Below are 24,059 nucleotides of genomic sequence, written 5' to 3' on the forward strand. Positions count from 1 at the left end.
GATGCGGGGTGGAGCGGGTCGGTGCAGGGTCGTCACCAGGGGCTGGTCCAGCCCGCGACGGTGGCCCGGGTGAGGGCTTCCAGGTAGAAGTAGTCGCCCCAGAGGGTTCCCTCGTCGACGCCGATGCCCTTGGGCTTGTCGTAGACGCCGTGCAGGATCAGCGCGTTCGAGACCTGCTGACCTTCGGTGGAGTAGTGGCCGATGAGCGAGCCCAGGATCTCGGCGGCGGCCTTCCGGTACCGGTCGGCGCTGGCCGTGTCGGTAAGGCCGTCTGCCAGTTCGACCAGGCCGCAGGCGGCGATGGCCGCGGCCGAGCTGTCCCGCTCCTGACCGCTGCCGTCACCGAACTCCAGATCCCAGTACGCGACGTGGTCGTCGGGCAGGTGGGCGAGGAAGCGGTCGGCGCAGGTCCTCGCGGCGGCGAGCAGCGCCGGGTCGCCGATGTGCCGGTGGTTGAGGCTGAACCCGTAGATGCCCCATGCCTGCCCGCGCGCCCAGCAGGAGTGGTCGGAGTGGCCCTGTTCGGTTTCGCCGCGTAGCGGCGCACCGCTGTCCGCGTCCCAGTAGAAGGTGTGGAAGGTGGTGCCGTCCGGACGAAGGATGTGCTGGCGCAACTGAGCGGTGTGCCGGCGGGCCGCGGCGGCGTAGCGGTCGTCACCGGTGGTCTGGCTGGCCCAGAAGAGCAGCGGCGTGTTCATGAGGCTGTCGATGATCGTGCGCCCGCGTTGGCGTGGGTCGTTCAGATCGCCCCAGGCCTGAATGATTCCGGCGGGTTCGAGGACGCGCGTCATCAGGTGGTCGGCGGCGGCGAGGGCCGCGTCTCGGGCCTGCGCGTCACCGGTACGGCGGGCCGGGGTGACGCAGGCGAGCGTGTAGAGGAACCCGAGGTCGTGGGTGTCCAGGTCGATGCCGTGGGTCATCCGGGCCGCGAAGCTGTCCACGTGGGAGAGCGCGGCCCGCAGGTGGCGTTCGTCGCCGGTCAGGTCGTGTGCCAGCCAGAGCATGCCGGGCCAGAAGCTGGTGGTCCAGCCGACGTTGGCGCCCTCGGGCTGGCCTCCGCTCGGTGGCCGCAGCGGGTAGCGGTTGGCGTCGGTGGTGTCCGCGGGGTACCGGTCGCCGAAGGTGGCGATGTTCGCGTCGACGGTAAGTATCGCGGCGGCCACCGCGGCCGCCGTGGCCTCTGCGTCGGAGCTGGGACGGACGTCGGTCGCCGTCATGGATGCTGTTCTCCCTCGTGGGTCCGGTCCGGTGCCGGGCAGGTGTCTCATCGGCGTCCAGGCTCGTTGGCCGGAACGTGGTGCTCAGGCGCTCTGCGGTGCGGGCGTCGGTGGGTCGAGGGCGGCGCGCAGGGTGAAGCGGCTGTTGGCCCACACGACGTAGAGCAGTGGCGCGGCGGCGAGGCCGAGCGCGATCGCGGGGCGGGCCGCCAGGATCTGTGCGAGCAGCACGAGGACGAGGAGAGACACGGCGCTGAGGTACCACCGGCGCACCGCCAGATACAGGCAGGCGCGGGCCACCTCACGCAACCGCGCGGTGGGTCGCTCGGCGACGGTCACCAGCCCCAGCAACGTGGTAGCGACGGTGAGGACGATGAGGGTCGCCAGCACCGGAAGGGCGAGTGCCCCGACCCGGTGGCCCCACGCGGCGCGCGCGTCGACGGCGAGCACCACCAGGGCAGCCATGGCTGCCGCCGTCCAGAGCATCGCCGGCCGGGCGGTGGCTCGCCAGGCGCGGCCGAAGGTGCGCAGCACGCCGCCGGTGTCGCCGGCCGAATAGGCGGACATGACCGCGAAGACCGCACAGAGCCCCGGCGCGCAGAGCGGGGCGGTCAGCGCGTACAGCGGCCAGGAGCGCGCCGCCTCGGTGGTGAACGCGAGCGTCACCAGTGGCAGGCAACCGAGCACCAGCAGCAGGTTGCTGACGAGCGCGACATAGAACCCGTCGAAGACGGCGGCAATGGTGTTGTGGCGCGAACGCATGGGCCTCAACCCTTCAGTCCGGTCGTGGCGATGCCCTCGATGAAGTAGCGCTGGCCGAGCAGGAAGATGACAGCGACGGGCAGCACGGACAGCACGGAGCCCGTCATGATCAGCGCGTACTCGGCGTTGTACTGGGAGATGAAGGTGTTGAGCCCCAGTTGGATGGTGCGCAGCTCCGGACTGCGCAGGTAGATCAGCGGGCCGAGGTAGTCGTTCCAGGTGGTCACGAACGTCAGCAGGGCCAGGCTGGCCAGCGCCGGTCGGGACAGCGGCAGCATGATCCGTCGGTAGATGCCGAACTCGCTGAGCCCGTCCACCCGCGCCGACTCGCTCAGCTCCTCGGGGATCGTCTCGTAGAACTGCTTCATCAGGAACACGCCGAACGCGCCGAACGCCTGTAGCGCGACGATCGACCACAGCGTGTTCGACAACTGCAACTTCGACATGAGGATGAACTGCGGAATCATGTACGACTGCCAGGGCACCGCGATCGTCCCGACGTACGCCAGGAAGAGCGCGTTGCGGCCGGGAAAGCGCACCCGGGCGAAGCCGTAGGCGGCGAAACTGCCGGTCACCACCTGTAGGAGGCTGACTACCACCGACAGCAGCAGCGTGTTTCCCAACCAGGTCGTCATGTCCGAGCGCTGCCAGATGTCGAGGTAGTTTCGCCACACCACGCGATCGGGGAGCCAGGTGATCGGGATGGTGAAGACGTCGCTGTTGGTCTTCAACGACGCCACCACCATCCAGTAGAACGGCAGTAGCAGCCCGGCCGCCGCGAGCACGAGGGCGGCGTACCCGACGAGCCGCCAGCCCCGGGACTGGACCGATCGGCGGGGCGCGTTGCGGTTGCCGGGCGCGGCGACGGCCGGGGTGGGCAGGGAGAGGTCGGTAGCGGTCATCAGCTGTTCCTCCGCTTGTTGACCATGAACTGAATGACCGTGATGCTGAAGCAGATGGCGAACAGGACGATGGAGACCGCCGAGGCGTAGCCGAACTGGTTCTCCTCGAAGCCCTTCTGGTAGATGTACTGCGAGAGCACGAGTGTCGACTGGCCCGGTCCGCCGCCGGTCATCACGAGGATGAGGTCGAAGACCTTGAAGCTTTCGATGGTGAGCAGCACTGTGACGAAGAAGGTGGTGTGGCGTAACCCGGGGAGGGTCACGTGCACGAACCGCTGCCACGGTGAGGCGCCGTCGGTCTCGGCCGCCTCGTAGAGCTGGGCCGGGATGGTCTGCAGGCCGGCCAGGAACAGCAGCATGTAGTAACCCATGTACCGCCAGGTGCCGACGATGATGACCGCCGGCATCGACCAGGTCGACGACGTGGTCCAGCCCGGGGCGTTGTCCACCCCGACGGCACCGAGGAGAGCGTTGATCGGGCCGTACTCCGGGCTGAACAGCTGGTTCCAGACGATCGCGATCGCCACGATCGAGGTGATGTAGGGGAAGAAGGCGACGGTGCGGAAAAACCGTACGCCGCGCAGTTTGCGGTTGAGCAGCAGCGCCAGCCCGAGTGACGCCCCGAGGGTCAGCGGGATGTGGAAGACGGTGTAGTAGACGGTGTTGCGCAGAGCGGTCCAGAAGCTCGCGTCGCTCCACATGCGCCGGAAGTTGGCGGTGCCGGTCCACTCGGCCACCCCGAAGACGTTCCAGTTGGTGAATGCCACGTAGAACAGCACGACGACGGGTAGCAGGGTGAGCACGGCGAAGCCGACGAAGTTGGGCAGGATGAACGACCAGCCGGCGACCGTGTTACGCGACACCAGCCGCCGGTTCCTGGGTCTCGTGCGCGGCAATGTTGCCATAGGGAGTCTCCGGAAGCGTTCGGCATGGTGGCGGGACCGGCGTGCGACGAAGGCGCGCCGGACCCGCCATCAGCTCACTGGTTGAGGACCTCGTTCTTGGCGCGGGTCTGCGCCTTGCTCAGCTCCGCGTCGACGCCCTTGCTGTCGGAGAGGATCGCCGAGTGTGTCTCGTTGAGGAGGTTCTGCAGGCCGGCGGTGTGCTTCGACACCGGGTTCTCCGGCTTGATGGTGTGCTTGGCGTAGGCGAACTTCGACAGGTCGTCCTGCGGTACGCCGTCCAGCCCGAACAGCGTCGCGGTGACCGCGTCGGTGACCTGGGCCGGGGTGATGCCGATCCCGGCCAGCGCCTTGCCGGCTTCCGGGCCGGCCGCGTACTGGAGGAATGCCTTGGCCGCGGCGGTCTTGGACTTGCTGATCTTCGGGTTGATCCCCAGGCCGGTCGGATCACCGAAGGTGACAGGCGTGGCGGAGGTGCCGGTGGTGGACTTGTCGAACTGCGGCGCCGGGGCGATCCCCCACTGGAACTTGTCGGCGTCACCGCTCTGTCGCTGGTTGAGCAGCGTGGCCACGTACCAGGTGCCCATCAGCAGCATCGCCGACTGCTGCTTGCCGAACTGCGCCTGGTAGGTGAGTTTGTTGGTTTTCGCGGTGCCGAAGGTCGGCTGCGCGCCGGCCGCCTGCAGGTCAAGTGACCGCTCGTAGTACGGCTTCAGGTAGCCGTAGTCCCCGGAGAGCAGGTCCGCGTTGGGGGTCTGGGCGAGCGCGAATCCCTGCACTGTCGACTGGAAGGTGTGCTGGTACGCGCCGGTCGCGTTCGAGCCGGCCCCCTTCAGCCCGGTGTGCAGTCGCTTCGCCGCGGCGGTGTAGTCGTCCCAGGTCCAACTGCCGTCCGGCGGTGCCACCTTCGCCTTCGCGAACAGGTCCTTGTTGTAGAACAACACCCACGAGTCCTGCCGGTACGGCACCGCGTACGCCTTGCCATCCACCTGGTACGACGCGAGCGCCGGGCTCGAGCCGAGACCGGAGGTGATGTCGGAGACGTCGAGCAGCTGACCACCGCTCTGGTACGTGTAGAAGTTCTTGAGGTTCTTCATGACGTAGACGTCCGGGGCGGTGCCGGCGGCCAGGTCCGTGATCATCTGGGTGTCGTAGTCGTTGCCTGGGGCGTACTCCTTGAGCTCCACCGTCATGTTCGGGTGGGTCGCCTTGAAGCCGTCGGCGAGCGTCTTGAACTCGGGCGTGGACGACAGACTCCAGCCAGCCAGGGTGATCGTCACCGGGGCGTTGGGGTCGACTGGCTCGTCTCCGCCGCCGCAACCGGCGAGAACAAGCGTCAGGGCCGTCGCAGCGCTGATGACGGCTGGTATGGCACGCTTCATCACTCTCTCCTTGGGTCAAGGGGCCCGGACGGGCCCGCACTGCTACCAGGACGCCTGGTGGGCCTGGCATGCTCCGTGTCCAGACGGGTCGACGTGCTGATCCCGTCGGGCCAGTCGACCGCCAGGTGGAGGCCGCGGCCGTCCTCGTCGAGCACGGCCCGGCATGCCTGCCCGGCCGTGGCCACCGGCACCCTGGACAGCTCGGTGAAGGCGGCGGCCCATGCGCCCGGCCGAACGGGGTGGTCCAGCCATGGCACGACCAGCCCGTCGGCCAGGGGCCCGCCGTGCGCAACGGCGGTGACGCCGGCCGTGCCGCCGCCGTGAATGCTGTCGAGCCGGCTGGTCAGGTCGGCCCGGGTCACGACCGCCACGCCGCCGTCGACGGTGACCGTCGCATCCCCGGCAATGGCCCAGCCGCCGATCCGTAGCCTCAGCGCAGCTGCCTCGACGCCGTCGGCGAGGTCGTCGACGCGGGTCAGACGTAGTTCCCAGGGGCCGCGGACCAGCGAATACACAGTGAGGTGTCCGGCCGGCCGGGACCGGCCCACGCGGCCGCCGCCGTGGTCGCGCTGACCTGTATCCGGGTCGACCCAGTGGGCGAGGGCACGTGACCCGGCCACGCCCACGCCGTCGGTGTCGACGTGGACGGTGAGCAGGCGCATGCCGGCGCGGTGGGTGACCCGGCCCGCGTCGTCGACGAGAGTGACGGACTGGTCGAGCGGAGTGGCCCAGCCGCTGTCGTCGAGAACCGGGGTGGTGGCCGTGGAGTAGCCCAGTCGGGCGTAGAGCGGGGAATCTGAGACGGTGGCGCCCTCGACGGCGTGGTCGGTGCCGTGGTTGACGACGCGGACGATGCCGTCGGCGCGGGTGCCAGAGATCAGCCAGCCTGGCGCGCGTATCGCCCGCACCGTGTCCCGCTCCTCCACCGGTAGCGGCTCCTGGGGAGTCGTCCAGACCGGATGGTCGGCGGGTAGCGCGATGCCGAGCAGGCCCTTGCTGGCCCAGTACGGCGAGCCCGGCCCGGAGTACGACTGCGCCAGTCGCGGCCACGGCCTGTGCCAGCCGAGGGTGAGCAGGCCTCGTTCGTCCAGGGCGCCGTTGGCGACGAAGTGACGCACGATGCGGGTGGCCGCGCCACGCAACCGGCCGATGCTGACCGAGGGCACACCGGCGATGGCACCGACCCAGAACGGCGCCGCCGCGGCGAAGCGGTAGGTCAGGCTGCGCCCCTGGATCAACGGTGATCCGTCGGCGCCCACGAGCGCGACCGCGTCGCTCAGGAAGCGGTCGAGGCCGGCCAGGTCCCGTTCGCGGCGCTGCTCGGCCAGGTCCGCCGCGCCGGCCATCCGGGCCCACAGCGTCGGGTAGAGGTGCAGGGCCCAGCCCACGTAGTGGTCGTAGGCGCGGTCCGGCCCGTCGGACATCCAGCCGTCCCCGCGGACGAACCCGTCATGGGTGGTCAGGTCCTCGTTCATCTCGTCGAGCGAGTGCGGCCCGCCCACCGAACGCAGAAACGTCTGTACGACCAGCCGGAACCAGACCCAGTTGATCCGTGGGTACGTGTCGTCGCCGACTGCCGGGCGCAGATAGTCCACTACCCGCTCGCGCACCACGGACGGCAGTCGATCCCAGATCCACGGGCGGGTCATGTCCAGGACCAGCGCGATGGAGGCGGCCTCCACCTTCGCCTGGGGGTGCTCGTCCAAGCGCACCCAACGGTCTGGAGAGCTCGGGTCGGTGCCGGCGGTGATGCCTGCCGTGTACCGGGCCACGAGCTCGTCCAAGCCCACTCCCCGGGCACCTGCGATGCGGAACCCAGCCAGCAGGAAGGTGCGGGCGAAGCCCTCCAGTCCGTCGACGGCCCGCCCGTAACCGCCCTCCGGCCCGGGGAAGGTGACGAGGGAGTGTCCGGGTGAGGCGAACGGTCGGGCGGCGGCGAGCATCCGGTCGGCGAGGGCCAACCAGTCATCCCGGCTCCAGGTCGCGGCGGTGGCGACATCCGAGTCCGTCGCCGGTGCCACCTGGCCGGTCGTCCCGAACGTCATCCGTGGTCCTGTCGCATCGATCGGTCTCCGTCGACTGTGGCGAGCGGGGGGTTGCCCATGAATGTGACGTGCAGGCATCCGCAGGGTTTCCGAAGTAAAACGCTCACAAAGGAGCAAGTCAATGCCCTTCCCAAACCGATGTGAACACACTCGATCAAAAGAACGCACGATGCGCCTCGAAGTCGGCCCGGCCCCGCCTGCTGTCCGGCCGACGGCACTTGCTGCGCTCCCGCCTGCACCTCGACAGCCACAATCGCTCTGATACGATCAGAATCGTTCACAGCCGCTCTATCAGTCCGAGGAGCCATGACCGGCGCAGACCGCTTCGCAGGCCCTCTGGCCGCGACGCGGCCGGGGCGGGCTCGTGATCCGGCTCACGATCGACATCACCGCGTTCGGCCCGGCCGGCGAGGTGGCCCGCACCATGCAAGAGCTTTCGCCGCACGAAGCGTTCCTCGGAGGTCCCCATGACCAAGGACAGCCCCGTCGTCGTCACGGCGGAGGCCTCCCGAGGGCCGCTTCAGGTCGCCCGCCGCCAGCAACTGTTGGCAGCCCTGCAACGCGACGGCTCGATGCGCATCTCTGACCTGTCCCAGGTGCTCGGTGCCGCGCCGGTCACCATCCGGCGCGACATTGCCGATCTCGCCGCCGAAGGGTTGGTTCGCCGGGTCCACGGTGGGGTCGCCCTGATCCTGCCGGACGACGTCCCGGCAGCCGACGAGCCATCCGCCGCAGGCCCGGACCCGCTGGTCGGGCGCGCCCTCGGCATGCTCGTGCCCTCCTTGGACTACTACTGGCCGGACGTGGCTCGCGGCGTCGAGGGGGCCGCCCGCGAGCTCGACATGCGGGTGGTTCTGCGCGGCTCCTCCTACGACAGTGAGGACGACCAGCCGCAACTGGCCCGCATGGTGGGGCGGATGGGCGTCGACGCGCTGATCATCGCGCCGAGCATGGCCGCACCGACCGCCGAGCGCACCATCGAGTGGCTCGACCAGGTCGGCGTCCCGGTTGTCCTGCTGGAACGCACCGCCACGGTAGGCAGCCACCACGCGGTCCTGGAGTCGGTGGTCACCGACCACGCGCTCGGTGCGGCAATGGCGGTGCGTCACCTCACCTCGCTCGGACACCGCAAGGTCGGCCTGGTGCTCGACGCCAACAGCCCCACCAGCCAGCACGTGCGGCGCGGCTGGCTCGACGCCGCTACCGAGTGCGGCCTCGACCCGGACGCCGCGGTGATGGCTGTTGTACCCGGCGCACGGTCGTCCGAGCGAGACACGGTACTCAACGGCATCCTCGACCAGTGCCAGGCGACCGGGACGACGGCGCTGCTGGTGCACGCTGACGCCGAGGCGATAGCGCTGGTGCAGCACTGCGAGGAGCGACACCTGTCCGTTCCCGGCGACCTCTCCATCGTGGCGTACGACGACGAGGTCGCCGGGCTCTTCAGCCCGCCGCTGACGGCGGTCCGACCGCCGCGACGCTCGATCGGACGAGCCGCCGTGCGTCTCGTCGCCGACCGGCTCACCGACCCCGAGCGTCCCACCCACCGGATCGTCATCAGCCCATCGCTGCGGGTCCGAGGGTCGACCGCGCCGCCACCCGCGTAGGCGGTCTCCCCCGGCCCGAAACGTTCGGGCCGGGCAGGCCGGGGTGATCCGGGCCGTTCACCTGACCCAGGCGGGTCGGCCGTGACCCTGCAGTCGTGGCCGCGGACGGGCCGGTGCCGGACGGACCGGCGGATGCGCCCACCCGGCCCGCACAGCGACATGACCGGTTCGCCGATCACTGAGCAGCCGGGTGGCGGCCAGCCAGCCTCCACAGCAGACGTGGTGCGGTGACATCCCGCCTAGGAGCGCTCCCATCACCGGATGCGATTACGTGAGCACATCGCTACGATGGGTCAGCAATCCAGAGGGAAGGGGTCGTGCTCGCGTGCGAAGTCCCGTCACCGAGACCGCGTCGGCGTCTGCGCCGGGCCGATCCGCGCCGCTTGCGGCCGGCCGGCTGCGTAGGCTCGCCCGGCGGCTGGTGCTGATCGCGGCCGCCGTCGGGGCCGGTTTCGTCGTGGCTACCCTGTTTCAGGGGCCGGCCGCCGCCGACGGGATGCGCAGCGGGTCCGGTGACGAGCCTCATCGGAGGATCGGCGCTCTGGTCGAGTCGGTCGCGCGGCTCACGATCGCCGAGCGCCCCAACCAGGACCGCCAACGAGCCGCGACTGCCGACGACAGTCGCCGCCCCGGGCCCCGTACCCCGCTGGCAGGGCCGACCGGTGTCGCCACCGGCCCCCGCGACAAGCCACCCTCGACGGAGCCTCGACTGTCGACGGCTGCGTCGAGGCTCGGCGCACCCGTTTCACCCGGCTCGGCGACGGAGCGCGAAAAGCTCCGGCCGACCTCCGTAGCCCGTGCGGCTCATCGTGTCGGGCTGACGCAGCCGCCCGCCGATCCACCAGTTAAGCCAGCCACCGTCGCACCCAGGCCACCCGCGCCGCGCGGACCAGGCGATCTACCAGTGTTGGGCCTGATCACCGCTCCCCTGCCGCACGTCGTCGACATCGTGAGCGCGGTGCCGATCAGGCCCGTCGTCTTGGGGCTCCTCCGGGTCGCCGATGCCGTTCTACCACCCCCTCTCTGCCCGGTGATCGTTCCGGCGGTGATACCTGCGCTGCCCGCTCCTCCAGCGCTCGGGCCGACCGCCGTGCCGGTGACCGAGCCAGCTCCCGTGCTGACAGTTCCGACGCCACCGGCAGGTCCGGCGCTGACCCCCGTACGCGTCGCAGCGCCGCCGGCCCCGGCCGCGCCACCGCCGATGTCCGTCGTCGGCCCCGCGTGGGCCACGGCCCCGACGGGGCACCTCGCCGCCCGCCCGGCACCGGTGGCCGCGCCGGCAGTGCTTCCCGGTGAGCCCGTCGCACCCGCCGACCAGGACGCCGCCGGCATTGACAACGGATCGACGCCTGCACCAGGGCTGGTCCGACCGCTCGACCGGTATTCGCCCCGCGATGCCGGGCAATCCTGCGATCTCGTGCCGCTTCTGGTCGAGAGCCGAACTCCGTCTGCGATCGCCCGCCCAGGCTGAGGCCTGTCGACCGACAGCGGTTGCTGGCCCGAGCGGCCTGCTCCACCCGCTGATCGGTCGATCAGTGCCCGCGCCCGTCCGCCGCGACGATGCCGCGGGCCGATGCCCACACGTCTGTAGCGCACGACGCCCGGACCAACCCGTGGACGTTCCGGGATCGGTGGCCGTCGTGGCGCATACCGGAGATCGGAGAAAACGTGGTGATCCACGTTGTTGTCGCCGAGGACATGGGTTTGCTCCGCGGGGCGCTCTGCGCCGCGCTGTCACGCGAGGAGGACATGGAGGTGGTCGCCGACGTCGATGGTGTCGGTGAACTGTTGACTGTGGTCCGGCGGTGCCGACCACAGGTGGTGGTGCTGGCACTGACACCGGAGCTGCCCGACCCGGTGGAGGTGGTCGCCCGGATCGACGTCGAGGCGCCGCACGCCGCCGTGTTGGCGATGAGCCCTCGGTGGAGTCCGGCGTTGGTGGAGGCGGCGTTGGCAGCCGGCGCGCGCGGCCTGGTCGGGAAGGACTGTTCGCTGGCCGAGCTGGTGCGCGCGATCCGCGCGCTCGCGGCCGGGGAACGGGCGATCGACCCGGCCGCGGCGATCGCGGTGCTGAGTCCCCCGGAGATGCCGTTGACGCCTCGGGAGATGGACGTGCTGCGAATGGCGGCCGAAGGGCTGCCACTGAAGGAGATCGCCGTCCGCCTCTACCTGGCACACGGAACGGTGCGCAATCACCTGTCGGTGATTCTGCGCAAGACCGGGGCCCGCAACCGGTTGGAGGCGGTGTCACGCGCGCGGCGTAACGGCTGGCTGTGACCGTCGAGGGCGGGTCCGGTGAAGATGACCGACCCGCCCTCGTCGCCGTGCGGCCCCACCGGATGCGTGTTTGAATGTTGACGTTGTGTGATCACCATCGGAGTGCGGGAAGGTTCATCGTGATCCGTACCTTGCTCGCCTTGGACGGTGCCCTGGTTCTGGGCGCGCTGTCGTTCGTCCTCGCCGCCGAGGAGGACATCCGCGTCGTGGCGGAGGTGGATAGCGGCGACGCGGTCTCCGCGGCCGTCCACGCTCAATGCCCCGACGTCGTGGTGGCCGACCTCGATCTCGTCGAGCAGGTCGATCCCGACCGCCTCGGCAAGTGCCCCGTCCTGGTGCTGGCCCACCCCCATCGGGCCCGGCGGCTGCGAGGCATGCTGTGCCCGACCAGGGCGGTCGGCATCCTGCGCAGTGACGCCGCCCCCCAGCGGGTCATCGACGGGATCCGCCGGCTCGCCCGCCGGGAGCCAGTGCTCGACGCGGATCTCGTCGTCGCGGCGCTGCACTCGGACGGCCCACTGACCAGCCGCGAGACGGAGGTGTTGAGGCTGACGGCCGCAGGGGCGCCGGTCGCGGAGGTGGCGGTGTCGCTCGGGCTCACCCGTGGCACCGTCCGCAATCACCTCGGACGGATCGCCCGCAAGGTGGGCGCGCGTACCCGGGTGGAGGCCGTGCGGATGGCCGGCGAGGCGGGCTGGATCTGAGCCGCGCCGTCGGCGCGGCTGCGCTGTCAGCCCCGCCGCGTCGACGCCGCCGGGGACGGCACCATCGAGTCGTCCCAGCAGCCGACGAGCGCCCGGTAGGTGGCCGAGCGGGCCAACAACTGTTCGTGCGTCCCCACCACGGGCTCGTCGCCGTCGAGGACCAGCACCCGACCGGCCCGCAGCGCGGAACTGATCCGGTGCGCGATCACCACCAGGCTGCCGGGCCGCCGGGCGAAGGCGGCCTCGACCGTCGCTTCCAGCACCGGGTCCAGGTGACAGGTCGCCTCGTCGAGGACCACCAACGGGGCGGGTGCCAGCCAGGCCCGAGCCGCCGCGATGAGCTGCCGCTCGCCGGCGGAGAGCAGGGCCGGCGCGACCTGCGCGCCCAGGCCGCCCAGGCGGGACGCCAGGGGACGCGCACCGAGCGCGTCCAGGGCGACCTCCAGCGTGTCATCGTCGGCGTCCGGCCGGAGGTAGCGGAGGTTGTCGGCGAGACTGCCGGTGAAGACGTACGCCTCCTGGGGCACCAGCACTCGCATCCGGGCGAGAACGGCCGGCTCAGCCTCGGCGACCGGCATGCCGGCCAGGTGGACCGTGCCTGCCTGCGGCGGCACCAGACCGGCCATCAGGGCGGCCAGTGTGGACTTGCCCGCACCGCTCGGGCCCACCACGGCGAGATGGCCCCGGTCGGCCAGCGTCAGCGAGAAGTTCAGCAGGACGGGCCGGGCGCCCGGGCCGTAGCCGAAGGTCAGTCCCCGTACCTCGATGGCTGGTGGACGATCGGCCGGACCGGCGGGTGGTCGACGGTGGGGCGTCCCGGCGGCGAGGGCTGGCGGGCGCTGGTCGTCGGAGACCGGACAGGTGCGCAGGATGTTCTCCAGGGTTACCGCGTAACGGAGCCCGCCGCCGCCGAGGCCCTGCACCAATGTGTGCAGCGCGGGCTGCAGCCCGGTGGAGACGTAGATCAGCGCCCCCAGCACCGCGCCGGCGGTGAGACCACGCTCGACCAGCCACGGGGCGGTCACCATCAGCACCAGCAGTGGCAGCCAGCCGCCGATGCCGAGGCTGAGGCTGCGGATCGCCGCCATCCGGGCGAGCATGCGTTCGGCGGCGGCCTGCTCCGACACCCACCGTGCCACCTCCGCCGTCACACGTGTCTGTGCGCCGCACGCCAGCACGTCGCGGTGACCGGCCAGCGCGGTCGCCGCCGACTGGCCGAGCTGTTCACCGGCCCGGACGTAGGCGCGCTGGTGCGTGACCATCGCCGGCAGCGCGGCGAGAAACACGACCAGACCGGCGACCAGCGGCGCGACCGCCAGCGCCGCCACCACCGGCGCCAGGGCGAGCAGGCCGAGCACTGCCGCGCCAGCGGAGAAGAGGAACCCGCGGGTCACCATCAGCAGACCGGCGAAGGTGTCGCGGATGATCTCCATCTGGTGGGTCAGCCGGGTCACGGCGGCGCTGTCGGGACGGCCACCCGCAGTGGTGGCGTCGCGTAGCGCGCCCCGGATCACCTGAGCGGCCACCTCGTCGCGGAACGGCTCGACCACGGCGCCGAGGCTCCGGTACGTCCGACCGGTGGCCGCCGCGCCGACCAGTACGGCCACCGCGAGGACCCCCAACCAGGCCAGGCCGTTGAGGAGACGTCCGGCCAGAAAACCCTCGTCGACGGCACGGGCCACCAGGTAGCCGGCGAGCAGCGCGGGCAGCGACTCGACAAGCGACCAGCCGCCGAGCCCGGCGAGCTCACGCCGCCTGGCCCGCAGCGCCCGCCAGGTCACCCGGCGTACGCCGGCACGGCTCACGACCCACCGCCGGCCGGCTGGAAGACGGCACGGTAGTCCGGGTCGGCCCACAGGTGCCGGTGCGGCGCCAGGCCGCGCACCCGGCCGCCGTCCAGCCAGGCGACGAGATCGGCCGCCGCGGCCGCCGCGCTCCGGTGGGTGACCACCAGTCGGGTACGCCCCCCGGCGTGCCCGAGAACAGCCTCGGTGATCCGATGTTCGGTGGCGGTGTCGAGGCTGGACGTCGCGTCGTCCAGGATGAGCAGCCGTTCGGCGGCGAACGCGCGGGCCAGGCCGAGGCGTTGGGTCTCGCCCCCGGAGAGCGGTGTGTCCACCAGCGGGGTGCGGTAACCGCCGGGCAGCCGGTCGATCACGTCGGCGACCGCCGCCATCCGGGCCGCCCGCAGAACGGCCGGTGTGGCCGGGCTCCGATCGGCCGGCGGCGCCGCCGAGTCGTCAGGCAGTGCCAGGCCGATCGCGTCGTGGACGGTAGCGCCGATCAGCACCGGCCGGTCGAAGGCGTAGCCGACGGCCCGGCGCAGCGCCACCGCGTCGAGGTCCCGCAGCGGCACCCCGTCCAGTCGCACGTCACCGCTGTCGGGGTCGTACAACCGTCCCGCCACGGCCGCCACCGTCGACTTGCCGGCACCGGACGCTCCGACCACGGCCACTGTGGCGCCGGCCGGCACGTCCAGGTCGACGCCGTCCAGGATGGGCCGGCCGTCGTCGGCGTACACGCACACCCCGCGCAGTCGCAGGGCGCCGCCGCCGGGTGGAAGGGGCCGATCACCTGCCGGCGTGGCGGGCTGCGTCAGCACCTCGGCGACCCGGTGTGCTCCCGCGCGGCTGCGGACCAGGTGGTTCAGGGTGGCGAGCACTGCACCGAGCCCGGCGCCCATTGCCGCGTACCGGACTGCCGCAACCAGTTCACCCGGTGTGAGCCAGCCTGCGGTCAAGGCGTACCCGCCGACCGCGATGACGCTCAGGTTCAGCAGTGGCGCCACGGCCGAGGTGCGCGCACTCGCCCGGGCCAGCAGTGCCCAGGTACGCCGGCCGTGCCGGTCCAGCTCCGGTAGGGCCGCCAGCACCCGGTCCTCCTCGCGACGGGTGGTGCCGGCGGCGGCGATGGTCCGGGCACCGGTCAACGACTCCAACAGTCGGCCGGCGATGCTGCCGAGCACCCGTTGGTAGCCGGCGGTCGCGGCCGAGGCGTCGGCCACGAAGGCGCGCATGAGGACGGCGAGCAGGCCGAGACCGGCGAGCACTGTGACCCCGAGGACCGGTTCCATGATGGTGAGCGCGACGACGCTGCCGAGCGGCGGAAGCACCGCCACGATGGTCAGGACCATGGCGTTGCCGGCCTGTCCCGCGTCGGCAGCCTGGCCGACCAACCGGCCGACGAGATCACCCACCGGGTGCCGGCGGGTGGCGCGGACGTCCATGGCGAACAGGTGACGCAGTAGGCGCCGGCGCAGTCCGGCGGTGGCACGCGCCGCACCGAACCCGCTGGCCAGGTCCGTCAGGGTGTCGACGCAGATGAGGACGACGACAAGGGCGCAGGCGGACACCGCCCACCAGCCGGAGCCGCCGGCGAGGGCGGCGTCGACGGCACGGCCGAGGGCCGCGGGTAGCAACAGTTCGGCGGCCGCGCCGAGCAACGCGACCGCTGCGAGTCCGGCGGTCCAGCCGCCGCCCGCCAGGACCGTCTGCCGCAGCAGCCTGTCCCCCACGGCGAACGTCGGCATCGGTCCTCCCGTTGGTACGCGGTTGCCCTGGGTGGGCACGTCTACCCACCCAGGGCCCCACGTGTGCGTGGATCAGTTGCAGGTCGTGACGGAGAGCGAGCTGTCGCCGCAGAGCAGCAGGCTCGCCCGGCTACCGCCACCGGTGCGGTCGGCCGGAGCCATCTCCAGGCCCTGGAGGTCCAGAAGTGCCATGTCGTTCACCTCCCTTCCATCCGTTCGCCGAACTGGTCGCCCCCGCTGTCGCGAGGGAGTCTGTTCGCGCCCGGCAGGGGCGCGAGGAAGGGCAGCGCCGGCGGCTGGTCGTGCTGCGCGCTGGCCAGCGCGTACAGCACGCCGGCGGTGCCGGTGCCGAAGTCCATGGAGAGCTGCAGCAACTGCTCACCGGGGAATGCGGTCCCCTCCCGGTACGGCAGCGCGTGCCAGGCCAGCCGGTCCACCTGCGCGCGGAGTTCGCTGCGGTCGGCGTCGTCGGTCGAGGCGGCGAGGTAGGCGATGATGCCGGCCCGGCCGGTGAAGAGCCCGGACTGTGCGTAGAACGGTGAGCGCGCCGCGCGGCGGACCCCCGCGCTCGCCTCGGCGAACCGTTCGTCGGCCCGGTGGCGCAGGTACTGGTCGAGGACCAGCCCGATACCGACACTGCCGTGGGCCAGATAGGGCATGGTGCGCCAGCCCTCATTGACCTCCAGGGCACCGTCCGGACGCAGCACACACCGGCGCAGATCCTGACGCAGCGCCGTGGCGGCGTGCCCCAACAGTTCGGCGTCGCCGCTGAGCTCGTAGAGCCGCAACAGCATCAGCGCCGGTCCGGTCCGGCCGCGCAACAGCCCGGCGTACGGGTTACGTCCGCCGCTGACGTCCGGGCCCGGGTCGTGAGCGAGCTGCCCGATCACCCGTTCGGCGGCCCGCCACGCGGCCTCGCGCAGCGACACCTCCCCGGTGCGTGCGGCCAGCTCGGCCAGGTTGAGCGCGATCCCGGACAGTCCGCTGGCCAGGCTGTGGTCGAGCCCGTCCAGGGGTTCCCGCAGGCAGATGTCGAGAACGTCCAGCGCGTCCTGCCGGCGTCCGAGGTGCTCGAGTGCGTACGCGACACCGTGCAGCCCGTCGTAGAAGCCGCAGCGGGTGCCGGACGGGGGCGCTGTCGTCCGCCGCACCAGCCAGTCCTCGTGGTCGGGCCACCGTCCGGCGCCGCTCTTGTCGAGCGCGTACAGCACTCCCGCCGCCCCGTGGGCGAGGTTGAGGCCGCCGCTGCGGAACTGCTCGATGTCACCGGGAAAGAGCCGGTCGTCGCGCTCGGGGGTGGCGCTGGCCACGATCGCCGTCGTCAGTCGGTCCCGCGTGGTGCGCCAGTCATCCGCGTCGAGAGCCCTTTGCGGGTCCGCGGCGACGCGCGGCTCACCGGTGATCTCCTCGACCGCCGGATCGAGGAAGGACCTCGGCACCGGGAAGTTCGCGGCGATGATGTCGGCCAGGTGAGTGACCTTCGCCGGGGCGAGCCGGACCAGCTGGGTCAGTGGCAGGAACAGCGCCAGCCGCAGGCACGCCAGGGCGTACCGGTCGACCGCCGGCCCGCTGCGGTCCCTCGGTGCCGCGAAGCCCTGGTTGCGCAGCCCGGGTCGGCGGTGCCCGGCGATCGGGGCGGCCACCTCGAAGTCCACCAGGGCGACCCGGTCGTCCGGCCGGATCATGATGTTGAACAGGTGCAGGTCCCCGTAGACCAGGCCGCGGTCGTGGATCGCCGTCACGACGGATTCGACCTGCTCGTAGGTCTGGCGGGCCCACTGGGCGTACGCCGCCCGGTCGTCGTCTGTCGCGTCGGCGTCGATCAGCGGGTACCTGTCGACCAGCACCTTGTTCAGCGGTCGGCCCTCGATGAACTCGAGCGCGAGGAACCGGTGCTCGCCGAGGGCGAACTCGTCGTGCACCCGGGGTACCTGCGGAAGGTCGGCGAGTTGCCGTAGGGCCTGCGCCTCGCGGGCCAGCCGGGCGACGGCGTCGGTGCCGTCGGCGTCCAGGCCGGCGTGCGGTCGGGCCTCCTTCAGCACCACCTCGGTGTCGGTACGCAGGTCCCTGCCCACGTACAGGCCGCCGCCGTTCGAGAAGTGGATCACCCGCTCGATCCGGTACGGCACCTCGTTGGTGCTGGTGTCGTTGCGGGCGGCCAGGTGCGGGCCGAGGAAGTCGGGCAGGGTGACCCAGGACGGCACGTGGAAGACGGGCTCCCGGCGGTCCGGCACCAGCGTGCCGGAGTCGTCCTCGATCGCCGGAACCACCTGGCCGTCGGCTGAGTGGCAGTAGCGGGCGGCGAAGCCGCCGTAGCGCACGTAGACCGGGCCGGTGCCGTAGCGGAGATCACTGAGGATGTACGGCCCGGTCTCGCCGGTGAGCAGTTCGTCGAGTTCCTTGCAGGCCAGCTCCAGCTCCGCGTCGTCGCGCGGATAGACAGTGATGAACTTGCCGCTGGCGGCCCGGGCGGCGTACTTGGAATTGCGCAGCAGCAGCGTGCGTGGCCCGCGCAGGAACTTGAAGGACAGCCCGCGGGGGACGCAGTAGTTCCAGACCGCGTCCAGCACCCGCTCGGCGTTCGCCAGACCGGCCGAAACGTGGATCTTCCAGCCCTGCTGCGGCAGCGAACCGCCGTCGGGGCCGTAGATCAGCCAGTCGTCGAGGGGCTCGCGGCGCCAGCCGGTCGGCGTCGGCCGTTCGGCGGCCGGGAAGACGGGCTGGGCGACGGCGCTGCCGAGCGAGTCGTAGAACAGCCGATCCGCGGCGCAGTAGCTGTCGTAGCGTTCGTCCACCGTCTCGCCGCCCCTCGAACTCGGCCGGCTGTTGTTCCGGCGTTGAATCGAGTCTCATCGACGGGACGTGGTGGGCTCCAGTGCGCTTAGTCATCACCTTCGATGCGAGGCGCACAGGTACTCATGACATTAGTCAGGGCCGCGCACCGTAAACGGCGGCGCCCATCGGCTTGTCGACTCGTCGGGCGGGCGGACGTCGCCGACGGAGCGGGCGATGGGCGCGTGCTGAGCCCACTCGTATGCCACGTCGCTCAACTGGGCAACTCGCAGGATCGCGATTTCGCGGAGCAGTGGGCCGAGGGCCAGGTCCTTGAGCGATGGCGGTGGTCATCGGGCGAGCGATGTCAGCATTTCCCGCAGCCAGGCAATCTCCGTGCGGCTGGTGGCGGTGGCGATGCGGAACAATCCTCGGCGAAAGGGGTCGTCGGGGAAGTCGTTGGCGCGTAGTGGCCGGTCGCCGTCCCAGAAGAAGCTTGCCGGCTGGGTGAGGAAAGTCAGCCGCCGGCGCAGCACGGCCCCCTGGGCCGCCGGGTCGTCGAGGTGGCGCAGGAAGGCCAGCAGCGTGAACCAGCGGTTCTCGTCGGTGATGAACAGCTCGTCGGGTGCGCGGAGCTGACGCAGCAACTCCGCCTGCCCGGCCGGGCTCAGGGTCAGCACGTGCCGTGGTGCCGCCATCTGTCCAGCCTGCACGTCACGGCGCAGCAGGCCCGCACGTTCCATGCGCTTGATCGTCGGATACAGCGTCCCGTCCGCGATCGGCCGGACGTGGCCGGTGAGTGCGGCCACGCGCCTGCGCAGCTCGTAGCCGTGCAGCGGGGCGTCGGCCAGGAAGCCCATTATCGCGAACTCCAACACCGTGTTAGCTTACCTCGGCCAAGAGATACCTCGAACACGAGGTATGGGTCAGGAGGTATGTGATGCGCGGCGCCCAGGTTCGACCAGATGGCACGACGATCCGCTGGGTGGAGCTCCCCGGCACCGAACCCACTCGGGTCTACCTGCACGGGCTCGGCGCCTCCTCGCTGGCGTACTACGCGGCGGTGGCCACCAACCCCGCCCTCGCCGGACGACGCAGCCTGCTGATGGATCTGCTCGGGCACGGCATCAGCGACCGGCCGGTCGACGCCTCGTACACCCTTGAGGAGCACGCCGACCTCCTCGCTACCGCGTTGACAGCAGCCAAGGTCAGCGCCGCGCAGGTGATCGCACACAGCATGGGCGGCGCCGTCGCCATCGTCCTGGCGTCGCGCCATCCGCACCTTGTCTCCGCACTGGTCCTCGTCGACGCCACCCTCGACCCGCAGCCGCCGGGCGAGGGCATCGGCGCCCGCTACACGGAGGAGCAGTTCGTCCACGGCGGCGGCCGGTCCGAGACCCTCACCCGGGTCGGCCCGGCCTGGGCGGCGACGATGCGGCTCACCGGCCCGGAGGCGCTTTACCGCACTGCGGTCCACCTCGGCCGCGCCACCACCCCCACCATGCGTGAGCTGCTGGTCGACCTGCCCGTACCGCGCACATACCTCCATCCGGCCGACAACGAGCCGAGGGGCGCGCGCGCCCTGACCGATGCCGGCGTCCGGGTGGTCGCCGTACCAGAGGCTGGCCACAACATCATGCTGGACAACCCCGATGGCTTCGTCGCGGCCACAGAGGCGGCATTGCGGGGGCGGTGATCCTCAACCACTGGAGCGGGTGACCGGGCCGAATTCACGCTGATGCCCGTCGATGTTGCCAAAGCCGATCCAGACGTGCTGGAATGGCTCATATCGCCGCAGCGCGGGGGCAACCGCGCTGGGAACGGCCAGCACGGGAGCATCGCAGCGCCGGCAGCGCGCCGCCCTGGCGGACGCGCGCCTGGCGAATCGCCGGGCCATCTCTACGACGGCGGGCACCTTGCCGGGCAATCATTCTCGCCCGCCGTAGGTAACCCCCGGCACGTGTCCCCGACGGCTGACGCGCTCGACGCCTGACCCGCCGGGGGCGTCCGATTCGGCCTGCCAGCACCAGAACCGGCGACGAGGTGAGAAGCAACAATGATTTCCCGAGAGACTTTCGCGGGTTGGTACCGGAACCGCTTCGTGTGGGTAGCGGTGATTTTGCTGGTGGTGTCGGCCGGCACCGTCGTACTGGTCAACCGGGCCGGCCCGGAGGCGAAGCCGGCGGATCTGCAGTCGCAGATCATCGCCCGGATGCGTACCACGCTCGAACAGGCGGACCCGGGGCAGCACAACCACGCCGGACACGGTGCCCAGCAGGCGGCCAGCACGGCGAAGCCGGCGGTGATCTGCGGGGTCCGCGTCTACGGCTACGAGCCGACCGAGGCCACGGCGCTCGCCGACGTGCAGACGGTCTACGGCTTCCACCTCTGCGGGGTGGCCGAACAGAAGCGCCCCTGGGACGTGGCGGTCAAACTGGCCGGTCCCGTGATCATGGACATGTCCACCGAGCCTCCGGGCATCCAGGTGGTCGAGGCGACCGCCGAGGTCATGTTCACCGACCGGGTGCGGCAGATGCTCCCGCCCAAGTACGCGGATCTGGCGCTCAAGGAGGCGCTGTCCGAGTCGGAGATGGCCGACCAGCGCCGCCGATACGACGCCGCAGCCGGCCTGTGACCATGCCGGGCAGCCGGTGGCGTGGTCATCGCCCCACCCTGATCCGAACCGGGGCGGCTGCGGACAGCCCGGTCAGCTCGATCCACATCCGACCATAGATAGATAACGATTGATATTTACACCGATAGATGCAACAGTTGGTTTGGGAGCGTTCCCATTCTGATCTGTAGTCCCGATGAGCGGAGGATGAACAGTGCGTTCACTCAAGTCCGATCGATCCGGCGGACGATCCCGGTCACCAGTCCGTCGGTCGCTGCGAGCATTCGTCATGGTGTTCGCCATCGTGGCCGGCATGCTGCCCTTCACCGGGGCAGCCCAGGCCCACGGCACCATCATCAACCCGATGAGTCGCGCCTATCAGTGCTGGAAGACCTGGGGCAACCAGCACATGAATCCCGCCATGCAGACGCAGGACCCCATGTGTTGGCAGGCGTTCCAGGCCAACCCCGACACCATGTGGAACTGGATGAGCCAGCTGCGCGACGGCCTCGGCGGTCAGTACCAGGCTCGTACCCCGGACGGGCAGCTGTGCAGCAACGCCCTGTCCAGGAACGACAGCGTGAACCAGCCCGGGGCGTGGAAGACGACCACCGTCAGCCGCAACCTCACGGTCCAGCTGTACGACCAGGCCAGCCACGGCGCTGACTACTTCCAGGTCTACGTCACCAAGCAGGGGTTCAACCCATCCACCCAGAAACTCGGGTGGGGCAACCTCGACCTGATCACGACGACGGGGCGCTACGCGCCGGCGCAGAACATCTCGTTCAACGTCTCGCTTCCGTCGCGCAGCGGGAACCACATCCTGTTCGTGCTCTGGAGGGCGTCGCACCTGGACCAGACCTACATGTGGTGCAGCGACATCAACGTCACCTGATCGGCACGACCGACAGCTAGAGAATCGATCCGGCTCAGGGCGTTGGCGCCCTGAGCCGGATCGCTGTGCCGGTCCTGGCCTCATCCGCACCCCCGCGCACTCGTCCACCCTCCGGTTTCCGCCGCGATGTCGACCGGTGTGACCGGCCACCGCCGCGTCAGTCGAGGCGGATGCTCGCGAGGGCCAGTCGTTGGAGAGGTTCGGTCTGGTGCCACTGGCTGTCCTGAGTGATCCGGGACAGGCTGTAAGCGCGGGTCCTGCGCTCGTTGACCAGCAGCCGGCGGGCGTGCAGCCGCACACCGCCGGCCTGGTCGCAGGTGTACTCCCGGGTTGGACGGATCGGTCGGCACGGCCGCACAGCCCGAGCCGAACTGACCCGACATCACCATCGACGGCGAGGCAGAGGCCATCGGCGCGCTGGCGGACGTACTCGGCGTGCCACTGGCGGTGTCCTCGCCGTCAGCACCGCCGCAGGCGGAAAGGGCCAGCACGGCGATCACGCCGACCGTGGCAGACAGGCGCCGCTTCATACGAACTCCTCAGATGCTTGTACTCGATTGCTGCTGTCATGAGGCATTCGAGGCCGACCCGCAGACGGATGGGTACAAGATCGGGAATTGTTTGTCGCCGACGATGACGAGCGCCCGGCCGGGCAGGTCGACCGACCCACTGTCGGCCTCAGCGGACGCGGGGCCTACCCCTGCGACAGCCCGTCGTGCGCAGTGGCGGCGCGCAGCTCGGTGAGCACGTACGTGGCGGCCCTCTCGACGACGCGGATGCCCTCTTTCCGGCTCACGTGATGGTCGGAGAGCACGGCGATCAGCCAGTCATGACGCGCCTCGGCGATCCGTCCGATGCTGTTGACCAGCCAGCGGCCGCCGTCGACATCGGCGGTGTCCCAGCCGTTCTTGACGTAGTCGGAACGACTGCCCGGCTCCCGTGCGGCGGGGACCCCCCATCGCTGCTCGGGGATCACCTTCTTCATCAGGCCCATGATGAAGGTACGGTCCTGCGGGGTCAGCGGTCCCGTCGGTGACGTCACCGCCGTCAGCAGGCGAAGCTGGTCGGCGACAGTGGTGGTGGTGAGTCCCCAGTGCGAGTTGGGCTTGGTCTCGCGCAGACCGAGCGCGCGGTTCGCGGCGTTGAGGCCGCGCGAGCCCCCGATCCGCTGCCACAGGGCGACGGCCGCATCGTTGTCACTGGACACGATCATGGCCTCGGCCAACCGCCGGGTGTCAGTTCCCAGGGCCTTGCCCGGCGGGTTCTGGCGCAGCAGCAGAGCCGCGAGGATGTTGACCTTGACGATGCTGGCGGTCTCGAACCGTTTGGCGCCGACAGTCACCTCAGCCGTTCCCAGTCGGTCCACAGCCGCGACCGCCAGGTGGCCGTCGTATCGCTCCACGTAGGCAGTGATGCGCGTTCTCGCCTGGCCGATCCAGTCGATGGCCGGCGTCGTGGGGATCGGACTGGCAGGGGAGGAACCGAGCGATGGCCCGCCTCCCCCTCCGTCGCCGTCGCGGGTGGCACCGAAGGCGGCCGTCGCAGCGCCGGCCAGCGACATCGTGACCGCGGAGATGACCCAGCGTCGCGGCAGCTGCCGCCCTTTCCGCTCAGCCAAGGCGGGCCACCGCCCTCGCCGCGATCGAGTCCACCACGGCCCGGCTGCCCGGATCGGGCAGGCGGACCGTCGAGACCGTCTCGCCTCGTTTCACCATCACGAAGTACGTGATGGTGTTCGGGGTGTCCGCATGCGCGATACGACCTCGAACGAGCATCCCGGTGCCCTCCAGATAATGCGGGTCGACGACGTCGAACGAGACATGCGATCCGAGGACCGGGTAGCTCGCGCACCGCAGAAGGACCCGACGGACGTCATCGACGTTCCGCTCGGCCCAACCAGGTTCGTACGTCTCCACGACGTGGTGGGCCGGCGACGAGCCGTCAGACAGCCGGTAGTAGCGCTCCACGGCGGCGCGCCGATGCGACTTGGCCAGGTAGTCTTTGCTGCGATAGTTGGGGCAGCTGTCCTGCTCCCACGGCCAGGACGCCAGACCGGTTCGCGCGTCGTCCTCATGCCACTCCGCTCCCAGCTCGCCCGCCCCCAGCAGCGGGCTCGGATCGCCCCGTTCCGCGTTCACGGTGTGCGGCTCGTCGGGGCCGACAGCGGACTCCCCCCGTTGGCACCCCGCGGCCATCACCATCAACGCCGACACGACGACCGGCACGACCGCGACCGAACGTCGGCCTCTGCCGCGAACCCGGCCTCGGCTCGTCCTGCTGCTCGATACGGACACCGAAAAACCTCCCCAAACACAGGTACTTGCCACCGCAGGTGGCGCTTCAGGCGACGACGCCTGGCGGCACGTTCGTCGCTGCCGCAGCACCGACGCTGCGGTTGCCGGCCGCCGGTCCGACACCATCGGGACCCGCCACACCCCGGCGGCGGACGGA

Annotated in this window: 20 protein-coding genes; 6 read left to right on the plus strand and 14 right to left on the minus strand. The window is 70.7% G+C overall.

All coding sequences use genetic code 11. The features are described from left to right. Nucleotides 1–32: 32 nt before the first annotated feature. The 6 genes from MED01_RS08555 to MED01_RS08580 all read right to left on the minus strand — a co-directional run bounded on the left by MED01_RS08555 (nucleotide 33) and on the right by MED01_RS08580 (nucleotide 7,210). The gene (locus MED01_RS08555; protein WP_238667964.1) at nucleotides 33–1,217 is read right to left on the minus strand and encodes a glycoside hydrolase family 88 protein; all 1,185 of its coding nucleotides are present in this window, start codon (nucleotides 1,215–1,217) and stop codon (nucleotides 33–35) included. Nucleotides 1,218–1,301: 84 nt separating this feature from the next. Beyond that, nucleotides 1,302–1,979: a hypothetical protein gene (locus MED01_RS08560; RefSeq protein ID WP_238667965.1), complete on the minus strand. Its 678-nt coding sequence runs from the start codon at nucleotides 1,977–1,979 to the stop codon at nucleotides 1,302–1,304. 5 nt (nucleotides 1,980–1,984) lie between these two features. Beyond that, on the minus strand, nucleotides 1,985–2,881 hold the full coding sequence (locus MED01_RS08565) for a carbohydrate ABC transporter permease (protein ID WP_238667966.1): 897 nt from the start codon (nucleotides 2,879–2,881) through the stop codon (nucleotides 1,985–1,987). Further along, the gene (locus MED01_RS08570) at nucleotides 2,881–3,744 is read right to left on the minus strand and encodes a carbohydrate ABC transporter permease (RefSeq protein ID WP_238667967.1); all 864 of its coding nucleotides are present in this window, start codon (nucleotides 3,742–3,744) and stop codon (nucleotides 2,881–2,883) included. Before MED01_RS08570 ends, MED01_RS08565 begins: the two co-directional genes overlap by 1 nt. A 116-nt stretch (nucleotides 3,745–3,860) precedes the next feature. Next, complete coding sequence (locus MED01_RS08575; protein WP_238667968.1) at nucleotides 3,861–5,165, minus strand: ABC transporter substrate-binding protein; 1,305 nt, start codon at nucleotides 5,163–5,165, stop codon at nucleotides 3,861–3,863. Then, the gene (locus MED01_RS08580) at nucleotides 5,165–7,210 is read right to left on the minus strand and encodes a DUF2264 domain-containing protein (RefSeq protein ID WP_238667969.1); all 2,046 of its coding nucleotides are present in this window, start codon (nucleotides 7,208–7,210) and stop codon (nucleotides 5,165–5,167) included. Before MED01_RS08580 ends, MED01_RS08575 begins: the two co-directional genes overlap by 1 nt. Nucleotides 7,211–7,677: 467 nt before the next feature. Here MED01_RS08580 and MED01_RS08585 point away from each other — a divergent pair, with 467 nt between their 5' ends. The 3 genes from MED01_RS08585 (at nucleotide 7,678) to MED01_RS08595 (ending at nucleotide 11,798) form a co-directional block, all read left to right on the plus strand. Further along, entirely contained in the window at nucleotides 7,678–8,817 is a 1,140-nt protein-coding gene (locus MED01_RS08585; protein WP_238667970.1) for a substrate-binding domain-containing protein, read from the plus strand. A 1,668-nt stretch (nucleotides 8,818–10,485) separates the two neighbouring features. Further along, the gene (locus MED01_RS08590) at nucleotides 10,486–11,094 is read left to right on the plus strand and encodes a response regulator transcription factor (protein WP_238667971.1); all 609 of its coding nucleotides are present in this window, start codon (nucleotides 10,486–10,488) and stop codon (nucleotides 11,092–11,094) included. A gap of 119 nt (nucleotides 11,095–11,213) precedes the next feature. Further along, nucleotides 11,214–11,798 carry a response regulator transcription factor gene (locus MED01_RS08595; RefSeq protein WP_238667972.1) on the plus strand — a complete coding sequence of 195 codons (585 nt, stop codon included), beginning with the start codon at nucleotides 11,214–11,216 and terminating at the stop codon, nucleotides 11,796–11,798. A 26-nt stretch (nucleotides 11,799–11,824) separates the two neighbouring features. On the opposite strand, the gene MED01_RS08600 is transcribed toward MED01_RS08595, so the two are convergent. The 5 genes from MED01_RS08600 to MED01_RS08620 all read right to left on the minus strand — a co-directional run bounded on the left by MED01_RS08600 (nucleotide 11,825) and on the right by MED01_RS08620 (nucleotide 18,959). Next, nucleotides 11,825–13,603 (minus strand): ATP-binding cassette domain-containing protein, encoded by a 1,779-nt coding sequence (locus MED01_RS08600; RefSeq protein WP_238667973.1) that lies wholly within the window; start codon nucleotides 13,601–13,603, stop codon nucleotides 11,825–11,827. Then, nucleotides 13,600–15,327 (minus strand): ABC transporter ATP-binding protein, encoded by a 1,728-nt coding sequence (locus tag MED01_RS08605; RefSeq protein WP_238667974.1) that lies wholly within the window; start codon nucleotides 15,325–15,327, stop codon nucleotides 13,600–13,602. The genes MED01_RS08600 and MED01_RS08605 overlap by 4 nt, the downstream gene beginning before the upstream one ends. A 72-nt stretch (nucleotides 15,328–15,399) precedes the next feature. Then, entirely contained in the window at nucleotides 15,400–15,519 is a 120-nt protein-coding gene (locus tag MED01_RS08610) for a SapB/AmfS family lanthipeptide (RefSeq protein WP_013734295.1), read from the minus strand. Between the two features lie 5 nt (nucleotides 15,520–15,524). Further along, a complete protein-coding gene (lanKC, locus tag MED01_RS08615) occupies nucleotides 15,525–18,122 on the minus strand; it encodes a class III lanthionine synthetase LanKC (protein WP_238667975.1) in 2,598 nt (865 codons plus the stop codon). Nucleotides 18,123–18,449: 327 nt separating this feature from the next. Continuing rightward, on the minus strand, nucleotides 18,450–18,959 hold the full coding sequence (locus MED01_RS08620; RefSeq protein ID WP_238667976.1) for a PadR family transcriptional regulator: 510 nt from the start codon (nucleotides 18,957–18,959) through the stop codon (nucleotides 18,450–18,452). Nucleotides 18,960–19,084: 125 nt separating this feature from the next. Here MED01_RS08620 and MED01_RS08625 point away from each other — a divergent pair, with 125 nt between their 5' ends. From MED01_RS08625 to MED01_RS08635, 3 genes are all read left to right on the plus strand, one after another. Next, nucleotides 19,085–19,795: an alpha/beta fold hydrolase gene (locus MED01_RS08625; RefSeq protein ID WP_238667977.1), complete on the plus strand. Its 711-nt coding sequence runs from the start codon at nucleotides 19,085–19,087 to the stop codon at nucleotides 19,793–19,795. Nucleotides 19,796–20,155: 360 nt separating this feature from the next. Beyond that, the gene (locus tag MED01_RS08630) at nucleotides 20,156–20,734 is read left to right on the plus strand and encodes a hypothetical protein (RefSeq protein WP_238667978.1); all 579 of its coding nucleotides are present in this window, start codon (nucleotides 20,156–20,158) and stop codon (nucleotides 20,732–20,734) included. 268 nt (nucleotides 20,735–21,002) lie between these two features. Beyond that, nucleotides 21,003–21,608 (plus strand): lytic polysaccharide monooxygenase auxiliary activity family 9 protein, encoded by a 606-nt coding sequence (locus MED01_RS08635; protein ID WP_238667979.1) that lies wholly within the window; start codon nucleotides 21,003–21,005, stop codon nucleotides 21,606–21,608. 157 nt (nucleotides 21,609–21,765) lie between these two features. Here MED01_RS08635 and MED01_RS08640 read toward each other — a convergent pair whose 3' ends face one another. From MED01_RS08640 to MED01_RS08650, 3 genes are all read right to left on the minus strand, one after another. Further along, nucleotides 21,766–21,966: a hypothetical protein gene (locus MED01_RS08640; protein WP_238667980.1), complete on the minus strand. Its 201-nt coding sequence runs from the start codon at nucleotides 21,964–21,966 to the stop codon at nucleotides 21,766–21,768. Between the two features lie 336 nt (nucleotides 21,967–22,302). After that, complete coding sequence (locus MED01_RS08645) at nucleotides 22,303–23,010, minus strand: serine hydrolase (protein WP_238667981.1); 708 nt, start codon at nucleotides 23,008–23,010, stop codon at nucleotides 22,303–22,305. Between the two features lie 208 nt (nucleotides 23,011–23,218). Continuing rightward, nucleotides 23,219–23,833: a hypothetical protein gene (locus MED01_RS08650; protein WP_238667982.1), complete on the minus strand. Its 615-nt coding sequence runs from the start codon at nucleotides 23,831–23,833 to the stop codon at nucleotides 23,219–23,221. Nucleotides 23,834–24,059 lie beyond the last annotated feature (226 nt).

It is taken from the genome of Micromonospora alfalfae (genome assembly GCF_022230925.1).
Classification (GTDB): domain Bacteria; phylum Actinomycetota; class Actinomycetes; order Mycobacteriales; family Micromonosporaceae; genus Micromonospora; species Micromonospora alfalfae.